The sequence below is a fragment of the Photobacterium sp. BZF1 genome (assembly GCF_014349205.1).
GTDB lineage: Bacteria > Pseudomonadota > Gammaproteobacteria > Enterobacterales > Vibrionaceae > Photobacterium.
Window position 1 is genome coordinate 1 of the sequence record NZ_JACSOF010000061.1, and the last position, 16,755, is coordinate 16,755.

Genomic DNA, 16,755 nt, shown 5'->3' on the forward strand with positions numbered 1-16,755 from the left:
CTTCTATGACCGCCTCGCCAGTACCAACCCCGTCGTCGGCATGCTGGAAGCCGAAATCGTCAAGGCAGAAGCAGAACTTGCGATCCTTCGGGCCAGCTATACCGATCGCCATTCTTCCGTCAAAGCAGTACTGCGCCAACTCGACCGCCTCAAGCAAGAACGATCCCGGCTGGTTGACCAGCAGCAGTCGCTCAACCCGCAGCAGGTTAGCCAGTTATGGCAACGTATCGCCAGTAACACCCAGCAATTGGATAACCCCAACCAACCGATCCTGATCAGTCAGTTTGAACAACTGCAGCAGGCCGAGAACCAAATCCAGTCGTTACAGGGCGAATTGCGGTTGCTCGAGGCACAGGCCTTGCAACTAGAGGAAAAGCGGGCCGAATTTGCCCAACTGGAAAAAGAACTAACAGTGCTGCAGCGCAACTATGACGTCAAAGCCAAAATCTACAACCAGCTTCTCGAACGTTACGAGATGGCCAAAGTGACCGGCCAGTTGGGCCGCTTTGAAGAGCCGGACAAACTCCAGATCATTGCCCGCCCTAGCGTCCCTAGCCAACCACTCAATTGGCCATGGTGGCTCAACTTCAGCCTCGGTATTTTTGTTGGTTTCGGGCTAGGGCTATCACTGGTTTGTGCCGTGCAGCTACTCGATACGCGGTTATACCAAAGCCGCCAAATCACCCGACTAGCCAAGGCACCGGTGTTGATCCGAATTCCACACTTTAGCGAGGAGGCATCATGACTACCCATACCCTGCAGGTTGTCCAGCACCTAAATCCAGGAGGTATTGAAAGACTGGTGCTCAACCTTGTGCGCTTCGCCTCAAAGGATAACCAAGTTTATGTCGTCGCCTTGGAGGGGAATAGAGAACAGGCGATTATGCAATGGCCCGAACTCGCCCCGTTAACAGAGCGACTGTACTTCCTCGATAAACCACCAGGGCGAGATATTAAAACTATTTTCAAATTGCGCCGCCTTATCCGCACATTGCAAGCCAGGGTGATCCATTCCCATCACCTCGGCCCATTGTTATATAGCCGCGCCGCCTGCCTTGGCCTCAAGGGAGTCTCCCACATCCAGACCGAGCACGACAGCTGGCATCTGGACGACCCAAAGCAGCGACTACTAACCCGCAGCTTGCTAGCTGGCAGCCGGATCAAACTAGTGGCCGACGCCCCCCGGGTAGCCGATCACTTGAGTGAAATGGGGATCAAAACGGATCAGGTCATTATCAACGGGATCGATACCCAGCACTATGCCCCGGGACAAAGTCCCCAGGCCCGCCACCAGCTTCAGCTTCCAACCGACTCATTGATCATTGGCTGCGCCGGACGACTGGTAAAGGAGAAAGGCATCGATGTTATGCTCGAAGCACTGGCAACCCTGCCGGAGTGTTACCAGCTTACCGTCGCCGGCGACGGACCTGAACGCCAGCCGCTAGAACAACTTGCACAACAGTTGGGATTGAAAGGGCGGGTCCACTGGCTTGGCCGCTGCGATAACATGCTGAATTTCTACCATGCTATCGACCTGTTCTGTATGCCCTCGCGCCAAGAAGGACTTCCGCTGGCACTGCTGGAAGCACAGGCCTGCGGCAAACCCGTGGTGGCGACCGATGTCGGTGGTATCCCCGATTTGATTTGTCCTCACAGCGGGCACCTTATCCCACCGGATCAACCCGCCGTGCTGGGGCAGAGCCTACTGGAGAAACTCCGCAGGCCGATACAAAGCTGCCCCCAGACAACACAATATATTCGCCAACTCGCCGATGTCAGGACGATGGCGAGCGCTTATGAATCCCTGGCCAACGGATAAGAGAGGCTGACCATGACTATCAGCTGGATGGTATTAATTTCCCTGACCCTGATCATTTTCTATCACCATGTTATCTATACCGGTTTGATGGTGATATGGGGGCGTAAGTCGCCTAGCGCTGAAGATGATCACGATAACGACAACGGCATTGCTACTCCCAATGCCAGTCATGAGGCTGGGGAGCAACCGACTGTCGCCATCCTCATCCCGGCCTACAATGAGGCCGAGTTTATTGAGGCAAAGCTTGCCAACCTGATGATGCTGGAATACCCGCCCGAAAAGCTATCAGTCTGGGTATGCTGTGATGGTTGCAGCGACAACACTGCAGATATCGTCGCTGATTGGCAAAGCAAATATGCCCAAGCCGGTATTCGCCTTGAGTACATGGATGAACCTGACAACAAGGGCAAGGTAATCCGTATCAATCAGCTACTGGCAGAGGTAAGAGGCAAAGTTGATTTGATCGCGATGTCGGATGTGTCTGCCCTTCTGTCTATTGATGCCCTCGCCCAAGCCGCCGGCAGTTTTCAGGAGCAGCAAATTGGCGCCCTCACCTGTAATTACCTGTTGGCCAAAGCCCCCGATGGTGAACAGCAATATTGGCAATGGCAAAATGCAACCCGCCAAACCGAATCGCAAATCGGTAACGTAATGGGAGGAAACGGCGCTTTTTACATTGTACGTGCTGAACTGTTTTCACCACTGCCGGAAGATACCATCAATGATGATTTCATCCAGACCATGCTAGTCATCAAGCAGGGCTATCAGGTTCAGTTCAACCACTATATCAACAGTGTCGAACTTTCACCGTCGACGGATCAGGATACCTACCAACGCCGCCAACGTATAGGAGCAGGCAACCTGCAGCAGTTGATCCGCTGCCGGTTCGTCTTCCGCAGCAGCCACCATGGTGCTCGCTGGCTATTTACCTCGGGCAAGGCTATGCGCACCGTGATGCCCTTTATTTTGGTTGGCTACTTACTGCTTTCTACAATCTTGGCTTTTCAAGGCTCTAACATAGCCCAGACCTTACTAGCCCTGCAGTTGGTCGGTTATGGCGCAGCAGCCTTACCCTTGCTCGGTATCAGTAACAAGGTGACAAACAAGTTGCATTACTTCATCGGTGGTTATGTCGCCTCTTTGCTGGGGATGACCCGTTACCTGATGGGACATTTCCGCTCAGGTTGGCGCCACCAGCCACCGGTCTCTAACTATCAGGCGCAATCAACCCTGTTTATGAAAAGGGCCAGTGATGTCTTGCTTGCCAGCATCGGACTGATCATCACCCTACCTGTGTGGCCTGTCATTGCCCTGCTGATCAAGTTGGATTCGCCCGGCCCCGTGTTCTACCGTCAGATGCGGGTCGGTAAAATCAGCGACCAACAGGTCGAACTGTTCGAAGTCATCAAGTTCCGCTCGATGTCCAACAACGCCGAGTCGGCTTCGGGGGCAACCTGGGCCCAGCAAAACGATCCACGCATAACCAAAGTAGGACACTTCCTACGGGTCACCCGCCTTGATGAACTGCCCCAGTTCCTCAATGTCCTCAAAGGCGATATGGCGATGATTGGCCCGCGCCCGGAGCGTCCGCAATTTTGTGGCAAATTGCAAAATGCATTGCCATTTTACCTTGAGCGAACTGCCGGCCTGAAACCGGGGATCACCGGTCTTGCCCAGGTCAGCCAGGGCTATGACAGCAGCTTGGAAGATGTAAAAAGCAAAATTGGCTTTGATCACGCCTACGCGCTGGCACTGAGCTCGCCGCTGCAATGGCTGAAGATGGACATGTTCATCATTCTCAAAACCATCTACATCATGGTTAGTAAACGCGGGCAATAGTTGGCACAGCACTTGTATCAATAGAGGAGGACTTCACAAATAACACTAAAGGCCAGTTATGAATCAAGCAGTAAATAACGCCAATATCGGTTTGACGCTCCAAGACGAATTTGATGCCCACCTTGCCAGACAGATGGAGCCGGAGTTCGAATCACTCAGCCTGACCGATAACGATGAGATGATCATCGACATGACCCAGGTACAATTTATTGACTCTTGTGGAATTGGTGCCATTGTTTTCTTATACAAGCGCTTAAAAAGCCGAGGAAAACAGCTACGCCTGCTCAATGTGAACGGCCAACCGCGCCAGCTGATGAAAATGTTAAGGATTGACAAGGTGATCCCCCTGATCACCTCAGCGGAGTTATGTTGATATGGTCAAATTTTCAAGCCTGCTACTGATAATGCTCGCCAGTGGATGTACAACTTGGCCGACATCCGGTGATACCCCGTACTCGGAGCCGGATGTCGATCAGTGGCATGAGCTTGAACACCACGATTTCGAGCTCCAGCTACTGGCTACCCGAGGGGCAAAGCTTTGTCTGCCGGGCCAGTATATGAAGCTTGCCAATCTCCACGATAAGGCAGACCAAGAGCACAAAGCGGGTTTTACCGATGATGCCGATATTACCCTGCTCGAGTACCAGACCCAGTTTGCCAAAATTCAGCGCCAGATGGACTGGCTCGAGCACCACACCGAATGCCTCGATACCCGCTATTCGGAAATCCAGCTAAGGGATCAGTTCCTGTTGCTAATGCGGGTCGATAACCAATTTGCTTTCAATCGCGCCAAGCTTTTACCCGATTACCAAAATGCATTGCGCCGGGCAGCTTCGATTCTAAAACGCCAAGACCACTGGCAGCTAGAGCTGACCGGACACACCGACACCATCGGCACCGAACAAAGCAATTACCAGTTAGGTATGCGCCGGGCAGATACAGTCAGGCGCTTCCTGATCGAACAAGGTGTCGACTCGCACCAGATAGCCATTTTTAGTGCCGGTGAACGGGAGTCTTATGAAGATCCCAATTCAAGAACCGAACGCTTGAGTAATCGTAAGGTTGAAGCTCGGGTGCTGGTCGACCACCATACACGGGCCCCGCACCGGGTGTACTCACTCAGTGACTGGCATGCTGTCAAAGAGCAGCTAAGTCCAGGTTCGCTATGATAAGGCTTTTCCTGATCATCTGTTTGTTGGCCGTCGCCCCTGTATGGGCGGCGAACCTGACGCCGGGCGACCGCGTCTTCCTCCAACTACCTGGGGAAGCCGACTTCAACGAACCCCTCACCATTGATGATCAGGGCCAGATAAGATTGCCAGAGATAGGCTTGGTCCCAGTGGCCGGACTCTCTCCTGAGCAGGCCGAGCAACGCATCCGCGAGGAGCTGAGGACCGTCTACCGCAACCTCGACCAATTCAAGCTCAGCATTCTCGAGCAGGTTTTGCGGGTGCGGGTATTGGGTTATGTCGAAGAGCCGGGGATGATATCGCTCAAGCCCGGTAGCAACATCCAAATGGCGGTCACCGCTGCTGGTGGTGCCCGTCCCGGAGCCCAGCTCGATCAATTTAAGCTGATCCGCGACGGCAAAAGCCAGCAATTCGACTACAAAGCGTACTTAGACGGCGGTGATCCTGCTAGTCTGCCTACCTTGCAAGGTGGAGATACTATTTTCATCCCAGCCTCACCGCTACTCGGAAACGTCGAGGTCGACTTTGACGCCGCCTCGTTAACCAAAGGCGGGGATGCCAACGAAGAGCAAGGGATCACCATCTTCGGTGAACTGCGTAATCCCGGCACCTTCAGCTTCAAGCCCGGTATGACCGTTGTCGATGCCGTTATGCGTGCCGAAGGGGTTACCCGCTATGCCGACGTCACCAAGATCCGGGTTATCACCGATAACATCCCCTACCAGTTCGACCTCAAAGCTTATTTAGATAGCGGTGATACCAGCAACCTACCGCCAATAAAACCGGGGACGACCATTTTCGCCCCAATAGAAGTTGAGGATATCAACACCACTTCACGCACTGTGTATGTGATGGGCGAGGTAAAAGCCCCCGGAGCATATGAAAGCTCACCCGGTACCGGCTTTATCGACGTACTCGCCAATGCCGGCGGCCCGACCCGCTTTGCCGATACCACCCAGATAAAGCTGCTTAGCAGCACCAAAGCGGCCATGACCATCAACCTGGTCAAATATACTCAGGCCCCTGCTCTTTACCCCCTACCAGACATGATGCCGGGCGATGTCATCTTTATTCCGGAAAAAATCGATTTCAACGAAAAATCATGGCTCAAGGTCACCAATGACCGGGCAATAAAAATTATTGGTGCTGTCAACAATCCCGGCCGCTTCGAATGGAACGACACCATGAGCTTTATGGATCTGTTGGCTCATGCCGGCGGGCCGAAACAACAAACTAACCTGTCGAATATCCGCATTGTGCGTGAAAGTGCCAGTACCGATGAAGAGCGGGTGACGACGTTCAATTTCGAGGCATTCACCAAGCTCGGCAAGCCACAGAACCAACTGCCGCAGCTACAAGCCGGCGATACCGTTATTTTCGACGAGCTGCCCCACGATCCGACAGACAACAAAGCCAGCTGGTTACGTCAATCAGCACAAGATTCAATATACATCTTCGGTCAGGTCGGTGCTCCCGGACGATATGCCTTCAATAACGAGCAAGGCTTTTTGGATATCCTCTCTGCTGCCGACGGGCCTACCGGTGAGGCCGATATCCAGGATGTGCTGATCACCCACCGTAACGGTACCACCACCAAAGTAACCCGTTTCAACCTGGCCCGTTACTTCAAGTCCGGTAATGAAGCCTTGTTACCCAAGGTCGTTGCCGGGGATGTGATATTTGTGCCGCAGGTCGATACCGTCGCAGACACCGAAGCCATCAAGGTGATGGGGGCAGTGAAGTCACCCGGTCGCTTCAATTGGAATGTCAGCATGACCTTCCTCGATGTACTGGCACTCGCGGGAGGGCCGCTGCAGCAGGCCAACATCACCAATATCCGGATCATAAAAGAAAACCGCCAGTCGCAAGATAACGTGCTGTATTTCGATCTGGATAACTTCATCAACGAAGGGGGAAGCTTTGCTGCCCTGCCCCGCCTGACCGCCGGTGATACGATTGTAATCGATGAGCTTCCCCACGATCCGACAGACAACAAATCCAGTTGGATCCGCCAGTCTGCCGATGACTCTATCTATGTGTTTGGCCAAGTCGGCGCACCAGGCCGCTATGCCTTCAACCGTGAGTTGGGTTTTCTCGATATCCTATCGGCGGCAGACGGGCCGAACGGCGATGCCGACTTACGCCAAATCCGGATCAGCCACCGCAATGACAATACCGCCAGGGTGACACGCCTCAACCTTTCGATGTACTTCGAAACCGGTGATGAAAGCCTGTTACCGGAAATTGTCCCCGGTGATGTGATTTATGTGCCCAAACTCGAAGGTAACTGGCTCGATAAGCCTTCCGAGCAGGTGGTAAGACTGATGGGATCGGTCAACAAACCGGGCCGTTACCCATTCAACAGCCAGATGAACATTCTCGACCTGCTCGCTGAAGCCGGCGGCCCGACCGACAACGCATACATCGAGCGGATCATGATTGTGAATACGTCGTGTTGCGGCGACAAGGCGCAAACCTTCAACTTGCGCGACTATGTCATCGAACCGGCACGCTATCCCCTGCCCCTGCTCAGGGCCGGTGATACTGTCTATGTCCCCAACCTCAACGACTCAGTCGGCGAACAATGGCGCCAGGGCTTGAGAGACGTATTGGGGATCTTTACTTTGATAGCCTTAGGAGCAGCATTATGAAACCTTGGCTCAGCGGCGAATACGACCAACTTTTCCATCAAATCCACCAACGCAGTGCACGAGTCATCACCTTGGCCGGGGCCTCGAGCCAATGTGGCACCTCGACCCATTGTAACTGGCTGGCGAGACGCTGCGCCGAAGACCACAAAGTCTTGCTGGTTGATTTGGATTTGTCAGGCAGCGGACAGGGTTATACCGCCAAGCCCTGGCAATGCAATGGAGAAGGTGAAGCCGAGGCGATGGTAAGGCTCACTGAACAACTCACCTTGCTCCCGCAGCCGAGTGAAGAGCGGACAATCCTGGACTTACGCCAGCCACACAGCTTTCACCAGGCGCTCGAACGCTGGAAGCAGGACTACCACTATATCCTATGTGATGTTGGCACCATGACCCAAACCAACTGGCGCAACTTGCCTATCAATGCCCTTAGCCATGCCAGCGATGCGACCATCCTTTGCCTGGCGGCTGCCAAGACAACGGAAAGCGAGCTGTTAACCTGTATCGGTAAATTGGAGCAAAATGGTATTCCCTTACTGGGAACGCTCATCAATGATCAGGTCAACCCGTCACTGGCTGACGAGATCATTCGGGTTCTGACAACCAAAGCCCGGTGGATACCAAGTAGCATCAAACAAAAAGTCGTCGATTACCTGCAAGCCAGTGCGCTGTTGCAGGGAAAATACCAGTAAATATCAGCTAGGGGGGCAAAGCATGAACCAAGTGTTGTTCCAGCGTCGGTTTGTCTTAAATTATGAGAACATCTCGGCAATGCGTCGTTTGCTGGACGACAAGGCCCATGCACTTCAATTGACGCCCGACACCATTCAGAGCCTCAAACTGGTATGCAGCGAATATTGCGCCAACTTGTTGGATCATCAACAACAACCAGCCACCCACTGCACCATCAGCTACGGCAGGCACAACGGTCAGTATTGCTTTTCCATCAGTGACAACGGCTCGCCTTGGCCTGCCCAAACTGTACAAATCAAAGAGGCGGAGCTACCTGATTTTCCGGCAGAGTCTGGGATGGGGCTTGCCCTAATTAAAACCACATTCCCTGATTTTAACTACACAATTACTGCTGATAGTAACCTTATCGAGTTCCTATTGCCCAAGCAACCTCCCCGCAAACACCTTGTGATTGTCGATGACAGCCGTAGCCAACTCACCATGCTGACCAGTTACCTAGAGGCAGATTACCAGCTATCGATATTCGGCCGAGCCGAGGATGCCTTCAAATGGTTGCAAGGCAACCATTGCGATCTGGTTCTGACTGACCTATGGATGCCCGATACCAACGGGCTGGAGTTCCGGCGCCTCGTCAGCAAATTGCGCCGCCACCGATTGTTGCCGTTTGTATTCCTGTCGGGGGATACTGTCTCTGACACCATGACGGCGGTCACCCAATCCGGTATCGATGATTTTCTTGCCAAACCCGTCGACAAACACCACTTGCGACGAGTACTGGAACGGGTTCTCAACCGCCATCAGCACCTCCGAGATGCTTTCGAGGACAGTTTGCTGCAACAACTGGAAAGAGGTTCTTCGTTTAATCCGGCAGGCACAACCTCCCAAGACTTCTCATTGGGCAGCTTAAATCTTCAGATCAGCCGCGAACCGGAAATAAGCGGTGACTTTGTTATCAAGAACACCCTTGAAGACGGATCGCAGTTATTGATCCTCGGCGATCTAATGGGGCATGGTATTGTGGCCAAAGCCAATGGTGGGATCTGCTACGGCTTGATCCAGGGAATATTGCTCGATCCTCACATTTGCCCAAAAGAACTATTCAACCGGCTCAATAAACACCTATACCAGACCGAAACCAATAATCTGATCTGCCTGCTGGGTATCCACCTTCAAAGCAACAACACGATAGCGCTCTACAATGCTGGCATGCCAGCGCCACTGGCATTTACCCCATCTTGCCAGCGTCTCAGGGAAGGGGTCGGGCTTATCGGTTTGTTTGACTGCCTCGAAGCTGCACCCCAGCATATGACTATGTTGCAAGGAGATAGCCTACATTGCTTCAGTGATGGATTGCTGGAATCTGAATTGGCCGAGGAAGAACAACAACACTTAGCACAGCTGGCAGCCGAGCAACGCCACCACTATCTGTGGCAGCGACAGCCTGATAACCATGAAGATGACAGGACGCTGATCACCCTGACCAGCATTGAATAGGGCAGAAAAGTTGCCCTGTGTACTACGAGAGTTGGTAAATTTGGCTTAGTTGCTGCCAACAGGCTTGATCGCTATAGCTCCCCCTGACCATTTGCTGTTGTTGCTGCGATAACATCCGCCAGTAAGCCTTACTCTGACCTTCAATCTTCAACAATTTATCAGCCAACAATTGCCACCGAGCTTCCGCCACTAAGCACTCCGGCTCAAGCAACGAGGGCATTTCACCGACATCCGTCGAAATCACCACCACACCATTTGCCATCGCTTCGAGTGCCGCCATCGGCATGCCTTCGGCACGGGAGGTAATAAGCAACACATCCAAAGACTGCCAATGCGGTGTCATACTCGGCACAAAGCCATGCCAGTTGAGCGGGAGGCCGTTAAGCAATGCTGACTGTTCGCCATCTCCGTAAACATGGAAATCGATACTTGGCATTTTCTCGCTCAAGCTGACAAAACGGTCAATGGCTTTTTCATGGCTCAGCCTACCAACAAAACCCACCTGCAATACTTCATGGCGGTCTCGTTCCACAAGGTCCTCTTTACAATGGACAAAATTGCGCTGCAATTCGCAACGAAAAGGCTGTCGCTTTTGGATCTTGCGACTGACTGCCAGGTTATAGGACAGACAAGCCGTGTAGCGATTGAGCCATTCATAACAGGCCAGTTTACCGAAAACAGTTTCACCGGCATGGAAAGTCGTTACCAAATGGTAGCCAGACAAAACCCTGCAGCCTCTGGCAATAATAGATGCCTTATAGCCATGGGCATGCACGACATCCGCAGCAGACAAGCAACGGAAAAAACGCAATATCGAGGTTTCGCAAAGGAAACGGAAAGGGATATCCGACTGTTCGAGTTGGGTATACAGTGGATGATCTGGATAGCGGTTAAGGAATACTACCTCAACCCCAACTTGTTGGGATTGCAGCAACAAGGAGAGCTGATGGATATGGCTTTCGATTCCGCCAAACCCTGAACTGTCGACAAACAGGTAAATCATGCATCCGATCCCTCATTGGTAGTGATAGGGAATAAGATGCAAAAAAAAAGCCGAGTCTAAGACTCGGCCTCTTTTTTATTTAACGCGCTAGTGCTTATTCAGCAGCAGCTTCTTCCTGAGCTTCAGGACGATCTACTAGCTCGATGTAAGCCATAGGGGCTTTATCGCCAGCACGGAAACCGCATTTCATGATGCGAGTGTAACCGCCTGGACGCTGAGCAAAACGTGGACCCAGTTCGTTAAATAGTTTCGCAACAACTTCGTTATCACGAGTACGTGCGAATGCAAGACGACGGTTAGCAACACTGTCAGTCTTAGCTAGGGTAATCAATGGCTCAATTACGCGACGCAGCTCTTTTGCCTTAGGCAGGGTAGTCTTGATAAGTTCGTGACGTACCAGAGAGCCAGCCATGTTGCTGAACATCGCTTTGCGATGGCTGCTGTTGCGGTTGAGTTGACGACCACTCTTACGATGGCGCATGACCTAATCCTTCTAACTAGATATCAGTAACTATTAATCTTCAGCAATAGATGCTGGCGGCCAGTTTTCTAGGCGCATGCCTAGAGACAGACCACGTGATGCCAGCACGTCTTTGATTTCTGTCAAAGACTTCTTACCAAGGTTTGGAGTCTTAAGAAGCTCAACCTCAGTACGCTGAACAAGATCACCGATGTAGTGGATCGCTTCTGCTTTTAGACAGTTAGCAGAGCGAACAGTTAGTTCAAGATCGTCTACAGGACGCAGTAGGATCGGATCGAACTCCGGCTTCTCTTCTTTCTCTTCAGGAACACGTACATCACGAAGATCTACGAATGCATCCAATTGCTCAGCTAGGATAGTAGCTGCGCGACGGATAGCTTCCTCAGGATCAAGAGTACCGTTTGTCTCCATATCGATAACAAGCTTATCAAGGTCAGTACGTTGTTCTACACGTGCTGCCTCAACCGCGTAAGCGATACGGTCAACTGGGCTGAAAGTTGCATCAACTAGCAGACGACCAATTGGACGCTCGTCTTCCTCAGTGTGGATACGAGCTGACGCTGGTACATAGCCGCGACCACGTTCTACCTTGATGCGCATGCTGATATCAGCATTGTCATCAGTTAGGTGGCAGATTACGTGCTCTGGGTTCGCAATCTCAACATCACCGTCGTGGGTGATGTCACCTGCAACAACAGGGCCTGCACCAGATTTATTCAGAGTAAGGATAACTTCGTCTTTACCCTCAACCTTAACGGCTAGGCCTTTAAGGTTTAGAAGGATCTCAAGAATGTCTTCCTGTACTCCTTCTTTGGTGCTGTACTCGTGTAACACACCGTCGATTTCTACTTCAGTGACGGCACAACCCGGCATTGAAGATAGAAGAATACGACGTAGAGCGTTACCAAGAGTGTGGCCGAAACCACGCTCAAGCGGCTCAAGAGTTACTTTTGCATGCGTCGTGTTAACTTGTTCAATATCAACAAGACGTGGCTTAAGAAATTCTGTTACAGAACCCTGCATTGTGTCCTCTCTTAACTATAGCCTTACTTAGAGTAAAGCTCGACGATCAGGTGTTCGTTGATGTCGGCAGACAAATCAGAACGTTCTGGAAGGCGCTTGAAAGTACCTTCTAGCTTGCTGCTGTCTACTTCGACCCAAGTCGGTAGTTCACGCTGAGTAGCAACTTCTAGAGCTGCTTTGATGCGTGCTTGGTTCTTAGCTTTCTCACGAATGCTAACAACGTCGTTTGCCGCTACCTTGAAAGAAGGAACGTTTACGACTTGACCGTTAACTAGGATCGCTTTGTGGCTTACCAGCTGACGTGCTTCAGCGCGAGTAGCACCAAAACCCATGCGGTAAACTACGTTATCTAGACGACCTTCAAGAAGCTGAAGCAGGTTTTCACCTGTGTTGCCTTTAAGGCGAGCAGCTTCTTTGTAGTAGTTACGGAATTGCTTCTCTAGTACGCCGTAAGTACGACGAACTTTTTGCTTCTCACGAAGCTGTACGCCGTAGTCAGATAGACGACCGCGACGAGCACCATGCACACCAGGTGCATTGTCAATTTTACACTTGGTATCAATCGCGCGTACACCAGACTTAAGGAACAAGTCTGTGCCTTCACGACGGCTAAGCTTCAGCTTAGGACCCAAATATCTTGCCATGTTCTTTCTCCAGTTTTCCTAGAAACGAAACGTTATACGCGACGTTTCTTAGGTGGACGACAACCGTTATGAGGGATCGGAGTCGCATCAACAATGTTAGTGATACGGAAACCCGCTGCGTTTAGAGCGCGGATAGTAGACTCACGACCAGGACCAGGGCCCTTAACCATAACTTCCAGGTTCTTAACGCCATACTCTTTGGCCATTTCGCCAGCGCGCTCAGCAGCAACCTGTGCAGCGAACGGAGTAGACTTACGAGAACCGCGGAAACCAGAACCACCTGCAGTAGCCCAAGATAGAGCGTTACCCTGACGGTCAGTAATGGTTACGATTGTGTTGTTGAAAGAAGCATGAATGTGCGCAACGCCATCAGCAACTTGCTTACGTACGCGCTTACGAGCGCGAGTTGGTTGTTTAGCCATTGTACTCTACCTTCCGATTATTTTTTGATCGGCTTGCGCGGACCCTTACGGGTACGTGCGTTGGTTTTAGTACGCTGTCCACGTAGTGGTAGACTGCGACGATGACGAAGACCACGGTAACAACCAAGGTCCATTAGACGCTTGATGTTCATGGAAACTTCACGACGTAGATCACCTTCTACAGTGTACTTAGCTACACCATCACGCAGTAGATCGATCTGCTCTTCAGTTAGTTCACTGATCTTAACATCTTCAGCGATACCCGCTTCAGCTAGGATAGCTTTTGAGCGAGTTTTACCGATGCCGTAGATCGCAGTAAGAGCGATTACAGAATGTTTTTGATCAGGAATGTTAATGCCTGCAATACGGGCCACTATTCACTCCTAGTACTTTTCAAGAATAACCGCTGCAAAGCCCGTTTAGGATACGCAGCGGTGGAACAATTCTTTTGCACACACAAAAGATTGGTTGGCTAATTTAGCCAACCCACCTTCAATTTGCAAGAAATATTTCTGCTAATTAGCCTTGGCGCTGTTTGTGCTTTGGCTCACTGCAAATTACACGCACAACACCGTTGCGCTTGATAACTTTACAGTTACGGCAGATTTTCTTAACGGAAGCACGAACTTTCATTGCTAAACTCCGTAAATGGGATCTTAACGGCCTGAGCCCTTAAGATTAGCCTTTTTCAAAACAGACTCATATTGTTGAGACATCAGATGTGTCTGAACTTGAGCCATGAAGTCCATAATGACCACAACTACGATTAGTAGTGAAGTACCGCCAAAGTAAAAGCGGACATTCCATGCAATCATCATAAACTCGGGGATCAGACAGATAAAGGTGATATATAACGCGCCAGCCAATGTCAGGCGGGTCATCACTTTATCTATGTATTTCGCGGTCTGCTCACCCGGGCGAATACCAGGTACGAACGCACCAGACTTCTTCAAGTTGTCAGCTGTCTCGCGAGGGTTAAACACCAACGCGGTATAGAAGAAACAGAAGAAAATGATCGCTGCTGCATAAAGCATCACATAAAGTGGCTGACCTGGGCTTAGCGCCAGTGAAATATCACTTAGCCAACCTAGGTTCTCATTCTGACCGAACCACTGAGCCAGTGTACCCGGGAACAGAATAATGCTTGATGCAAAAATCGCTGGAATTACCCCTGCCATGTTGATTTTCAACGGCAAGTGAGTGCTCTGCGCAGCAAAAACGCGACGGCCTTGTTGACGCTTGGCGTAGTTAACGACGATACGGCGCTGACCACGTTCCATGAACACTACAAAGTAAATAACAGCAAAAGATATCACTGCAATCAATAGTAGAAGAAGTACGTGCAATTCACCTTGACGCGCTTGCTCCACTGTCTGTCCAATAGCTGGCGGCAAGCCTGCAACGATACCAGTGAAAATAATCACAGATATACCGTTACCTATGCCACGCTCCGTAATCTGTTCACCCAACCACATCAAGAACATGGTACCGGTAACCAAACTTACAACCGCAACAAAGTAGAATCCCATGCCTGGATTAATGACCAGACCTGGAATCATACTTGGTAACCCCGTTGCAATACCAATTGCTTGGAAGGTTGCCAACACAAGCGTGCCGTAACGGGTGTACTGGCTAATCTTACGACGGCCAGACTCCCCTTCCTTCTTCAACTCGGCCAAAGCCGGGTGGACTACTGTCAGCAGTTGGACAATGATCGATGCCGAAATATACGGCATGATACCCAATGCTAAGATGGAAGCACGCTCAAGTGCACCGCCAGAGAACATGTTAAACAGTTCAATGACGGTACCCTTTTGCTGTTCGAACAGATCGGCAAGTACAGCAGCGTCAATACCAGGAATAGGCACAAAAGAGCCTGCTCGGAAAATTAAGATTGCACCTAATACGAATAATAGACGAACCTTAAGCTCTGCTAGGCCACCTTGGGCACTACGAAAATCTTGTCCTGGTTGTTTAGCCATCTGTACCTCATCCCTCGAGTAAATTATTCCTCGATTTTACCGCCTGCAGCTTCGATAGCAGCTTTAGCGCCTTTAGTAACGCGTAGACCTTTAACTGTTACAGTGCGAGCGATCTCACCAGAAAGTACAACTTTCACGAACTCAATGTTCTTAGTGATTACGTTAGCAGCTTTAAGAGTTTCAAGGCTTACTACGTCACCTTCAACTTTCGCTAGTTCACCTAGACGAACTTCAGCTGTTACAAGGCTCTTACGAGAAGTAAAACCGAATTTTGGTAGACGCTGTTTCAAAGGCATTTGACCGCCTTCGAAGCCTGGACGTACAGAACCACCTGAACGTGATTTCTGACCTTTGTGACCACGGCCACAAGTTTTACCCAGACCTGAACCGATACCACGGCCTACGCGCTTCGCAGAAGGCTTAGAACCAGCAGCCGGAGATAGAGTATTCAAACGCATTCTGATTACTCCTCAACTTTAACCATGTAGATAACTTTGTTGATCATGCCGCGTACGCAAGCAGTATCTTCAAGTTCTACAGTGTGGTTGATGCGACGAAGGCCTAGGCCACGCAAAGTAGCTTTGTGCTTCGGCAGACGACCGATTGAGCTCTTAGTCTGCGTCACTTTAATAGTCTTAGCCATGTCAATTACTCCAGAATTTCTTTAACAGAAAGACCACGCTTAGCAGCGATCATTTCTGGAGAGTTCATGCCACTCAAACCGTCAATAGTCGCGCGAACGATGTTGATTGGGTTTGTAGAGCCGTATGCTTTAGCTAGAACGTTGCGAACACCCGCAACCTCTAGTACTGCACGCATTGCACCACCGGCGATGATACCTGTACCTTCTGAAGCAGGCTGCATGTACACTTTAGAACCAGTGTGGCGACCTTTAACAGCGTGGTGTAGAGTACCGTCGTTTAGTGCAACTGTAACCATGTTACGACGTGCTTTTTCCATCGCTTTCTGGATTGCAGCAGGTACTTCACGTGCCTTGCCGTAACCAAAACCGATGCGACCGTTACCGTCACCAACTACAGTTAGTGCAGTAAAGCTGAAAATACGACCACCTTTAACCGTCTTAGATACACGGTTAACAGCGATCAGCTTTTCATGCAAATCTGATTGTGTTTTTTCGTTAGCCATCTTCCGCCTACCTTAGAATTTCAGACCAGCTTCACGAGCAGCTTCTGCTAGTGCAGCTACACGGCCGTGGTATTGGAAACCAGAACGATCGAATGCAACTGTAGAGATGCCTTTTTCAATCGCGCGCTCAGCAATAGCTTTACCTACAGCTGCAGCAGCGTCTTTGTTACCAGTACTCTTAACCGACTCACGGATCGCTTTTTCTACTGTAGAAGCGGCTGCGATTACCTCAGAACCATTTGGTGCGATAACCTGAGCGTACACGTGACGTGGAGTACGGTGTACAACTAGGCGAGTTGCACCCAGTTCAGCAATCTTACGACGTGCACGGGTCGCACGACGGATACGAGATGCTTTCTTATCCATAGTGTT

General features: G+C 50.8%; 19 protein-coding genes and 1 pseudogene. 8 read left to right on the top strand and 12 right to left on the bottom strand.

Features of this window, described 5'->3' with window-relative positions:
- The 8 genes and pseudogenes from BIZ37_RS14815 to BIZ37_RS14850 form a co-directional block, all read left to right on the top strand.
- Positions 1–745: pseudogene (locus BIZ37_RS14815) on the top strand (sugar transporter); the annotation flags it as partial.
- Positions 742–1,818 carry a glycosyltransferase gene (locus BIZ37_RS14820; RefSeq protein ID WP_187462155.1) on the top strand — a complete coding sequence of 359 codons (1,077 nt, stop codon included), beginning with the start codon at positions 742–744 and terminating at the stop codon, positions 1,816–1,818. The pseudogene BIZ37_RS14815 and the gene BIZ37_RS14820, both read left to right, overlap by 4 nt.
- 12 nt (positions 1,819–1,830) lie before the next feature.
- Entirely contained in the window at positions 1,831–3,657 is a 1,827-nt protein-coding gene (locus BIZ37_RS14825; protein ID WP_187462156.1) for a sugar transferase, read from the top strand.
- 58 nt (positions 3,658–3,715) lie between these two features.
- The gene (locus BIZ37_RS14830) at positions 3,716–4,030 is read left to right on the top strand and encodes an STAS domain-containing protein (RefSeq protein ID WP_107299071.1); all 315 of its coding nucleotides are present in this window, start codon (positions 3,716–3,718) and stop codon (positions 4,028–4,030) included.
- A gap of 1 nt (position 4,031) precedes the next feature.
- Positions 4,032–4,826: an OmpA family protein gene (locus tag BIZ37_RS14835; RefSeq protein WP_187462157.1), complete on the top strand. Its 795-nt coding sequence runs from the start codon at positions 4,032–4,034 to the stop codon at positions 4,824–4,826.
- The gene (locus BIZ37_RS14840) at positions 4,823–7,498 is read left to right on the top strand and encodes an SLBB domain-containing protein (RefSeq protein WP_187462158.1); all 2,676 of its coding nucleotides are present in this window, start codon (positions 4,823–4,825) and stop codon (positions 7,496–7,498) included. Before BIZ37_RS14835 ends, BIZ37_RS14840 begins: the two co-directional genes overlap by 4 nt.
- Positions 7,495–8,187 (top strand): hypothetical protein, encoded by a 693-nt coding sequence (locus BIZ37_RS14845; protein ID WP_107299069.1) that lies wholly within the window; start codon positions 7,495–7,497, stop codon positions 8,185–8,187. The genes BIZ37_RS14840 and BIZ37_RS14845 overlap by 4 nt, the downstream gene beginning before the upstream one ends.
- 22 nt (positions 8,188–8,209) lie before the next feature.
- Positions 8,210–9,682: a response regulator gene (locus tag BIZ37_RS14850; protein WP_187462159.1), complete on the top strand. Its 1,473-nt coding sequence runs from the start codon at positions 8,210–8,212 to the stop codon at positions 9,680–9,682.
- A 22-nt stretch (positions 9,683–9,704) separates the two neighbouring features.
- Here the strand turns inward: BIZ37_RS14850 and BIZ37_RS14855 are convergent, their stop codons facing one another.
- From BIZ37_RS14855 to rplR, 12 genes are all read right to left on the bottom strand, one after another.
- Positions 9,705–10,685 carry a glycosyltransferase family 4 protein gene (locus BIZ37_RS14855; RefSeq protein ID WP_187462160.1) on the bottom strand — a complete coding sequence of 327 codons (981 nt, stop codon included), beginning with the start codon at positions 10,683–10,685 and terminating at the stop codon, positions 9,705–9,707.
- 94 nt (positions 10,686–10,779) lie between these two features.
- Positions 10,780–11,166 carry a 50S ribosomal protein L17 gene (gene rplQ / locus BIZ37_RS14860; protein WP_007468807.1) on the bottom strand — a complete coding sequence of 129 codons (387 nt, stop codon included), beginning with the start codon at positions 11,164–11,166 and terminating at the stop codon, positions 10,780–10,782.
- A 33-nt stretch (positions 11,167–11,199) separates the two neighbouring features.
- On the bottom strand, positions 11,200–12,189 hold the full coding sequence (gene rpoA / locus BIZ37_RS14865) for a DNA-directed RNA polymerase subunit alpha (protein WP_039465380.1): 990 nt from the start codon (positions 12,187–12,189) through the stop codon (positions 11,200–11,202).
- A 23-nt stretch (positions 12,190–12,212) separates the two neighbouring features.
- The gene (gene rpsD / locus BIZ37_RS14870) at positions 12,213–12,833 is read right to left on the bottom strand and encodes a 30S ribosomal protein S4 (protein WP_039465382.1); all 621 of its coding nucleotides are present in this window, start codon (positions 12,831–12,833) and stop codon (positions 12,213–12,215) included.
- 32 nt (positions 12,834–12,865) lie between these two features.
- On the bottom strand, positions 12,866–13,255 hold the full coding sequence (rpsK, locus tag BIZ37_RS14875) for a 30S ribosomal protein S11 (protein ID WP_036817716.1): 390 nt from the start codon (positions 13,253–13,255) through the stop codon (positions 12,866–12,868).
- A 17-nt stretch (positions 13,256–13,272) separates the two neighbouring features.
- Positions 13,273–13,629, bottom strand: coding sequence for a 30S ribosomal protein S13 (rpsM, locus tag BIZ37_RS14880; protein ID WP_036817714.1), 357 nt, complete (start codon positions 13,627–13,629; stop codon positions 13,273–13,275).
- Positions 13,630–13,774: 145 nt separating this feature from the next.
- A complete protein-coding gene (gene rpmJ, locus BIZ37_RS14885; RefSeq protein ID WP_000868186.1) occupies positions 13,775–13,888 on the bottom strand; it encodes a 50S ribosomal protein L36 in 114 nt (37 codons plus the stop codon).
- Between the two features lie 23 nt (positions 13,889–13,911).
- A complete protein-coding gene (secY, locus tag BIZ37_RS14890) occupies positions 13,912–15,237 on the bottom strand; it encodes a preprotein translocase subunit SecY (RefSeq protein ID WP_107299066.1) in 1,326 nt (441 codons plus the stop codon).
- Between the two features lie 23 nt (positions 15,238–15,260).
- On the bottom strand, positions 15,261–15,695 hold the full coding sequence (gene rplO / locus BIZ37_RS14895; protein ID WP_107299065.1) for a 50S ribosomal protein L15: 435 nt from the start codon (positions 15,693–15,695) through the stop codon (positions 15,261–15,263).
- Between the two features lie 5 nt (positions 15,696–15,700).
- Positions 15,701–15,880, bottom strand: a complete 180-nt coding sequence (gene rpmD / locus BIZ37_RS14900) for a 50S ribosomal protein L30 (protein ID WP_107299064.1) — start codon at positions 15,878–15,880, stop codon at positions 15,701–15,703.
- 5 nt (positions 15,881–15,885) lie between these two features.
- Positions 15,886–16,383, bottom strand: a complete 498-nt coding sequence (rpsE, locus tag BIZ37_RS14905) for a 30S ribosomal protein S5 (protein WP_036817708.1) — start codon at positions 16,381–16,383, stop codon at positions 15,886–15,888.
- Between the two features lie 12 nt (positions 16,384–16,395).
- Positions 16,396–16,749, bottom strand: a complete 354-nt coding sequence (rplR, locus tag BIZ37_RS14910; protein ID WP_039465396.1) for a 50S ribosomal protein L18 — start codon at positions 16,747–16,749, stop codon at positions 16,396–16,398.
- Positions 16,750–16,755 lie beyond the last annotated feature (6 nt).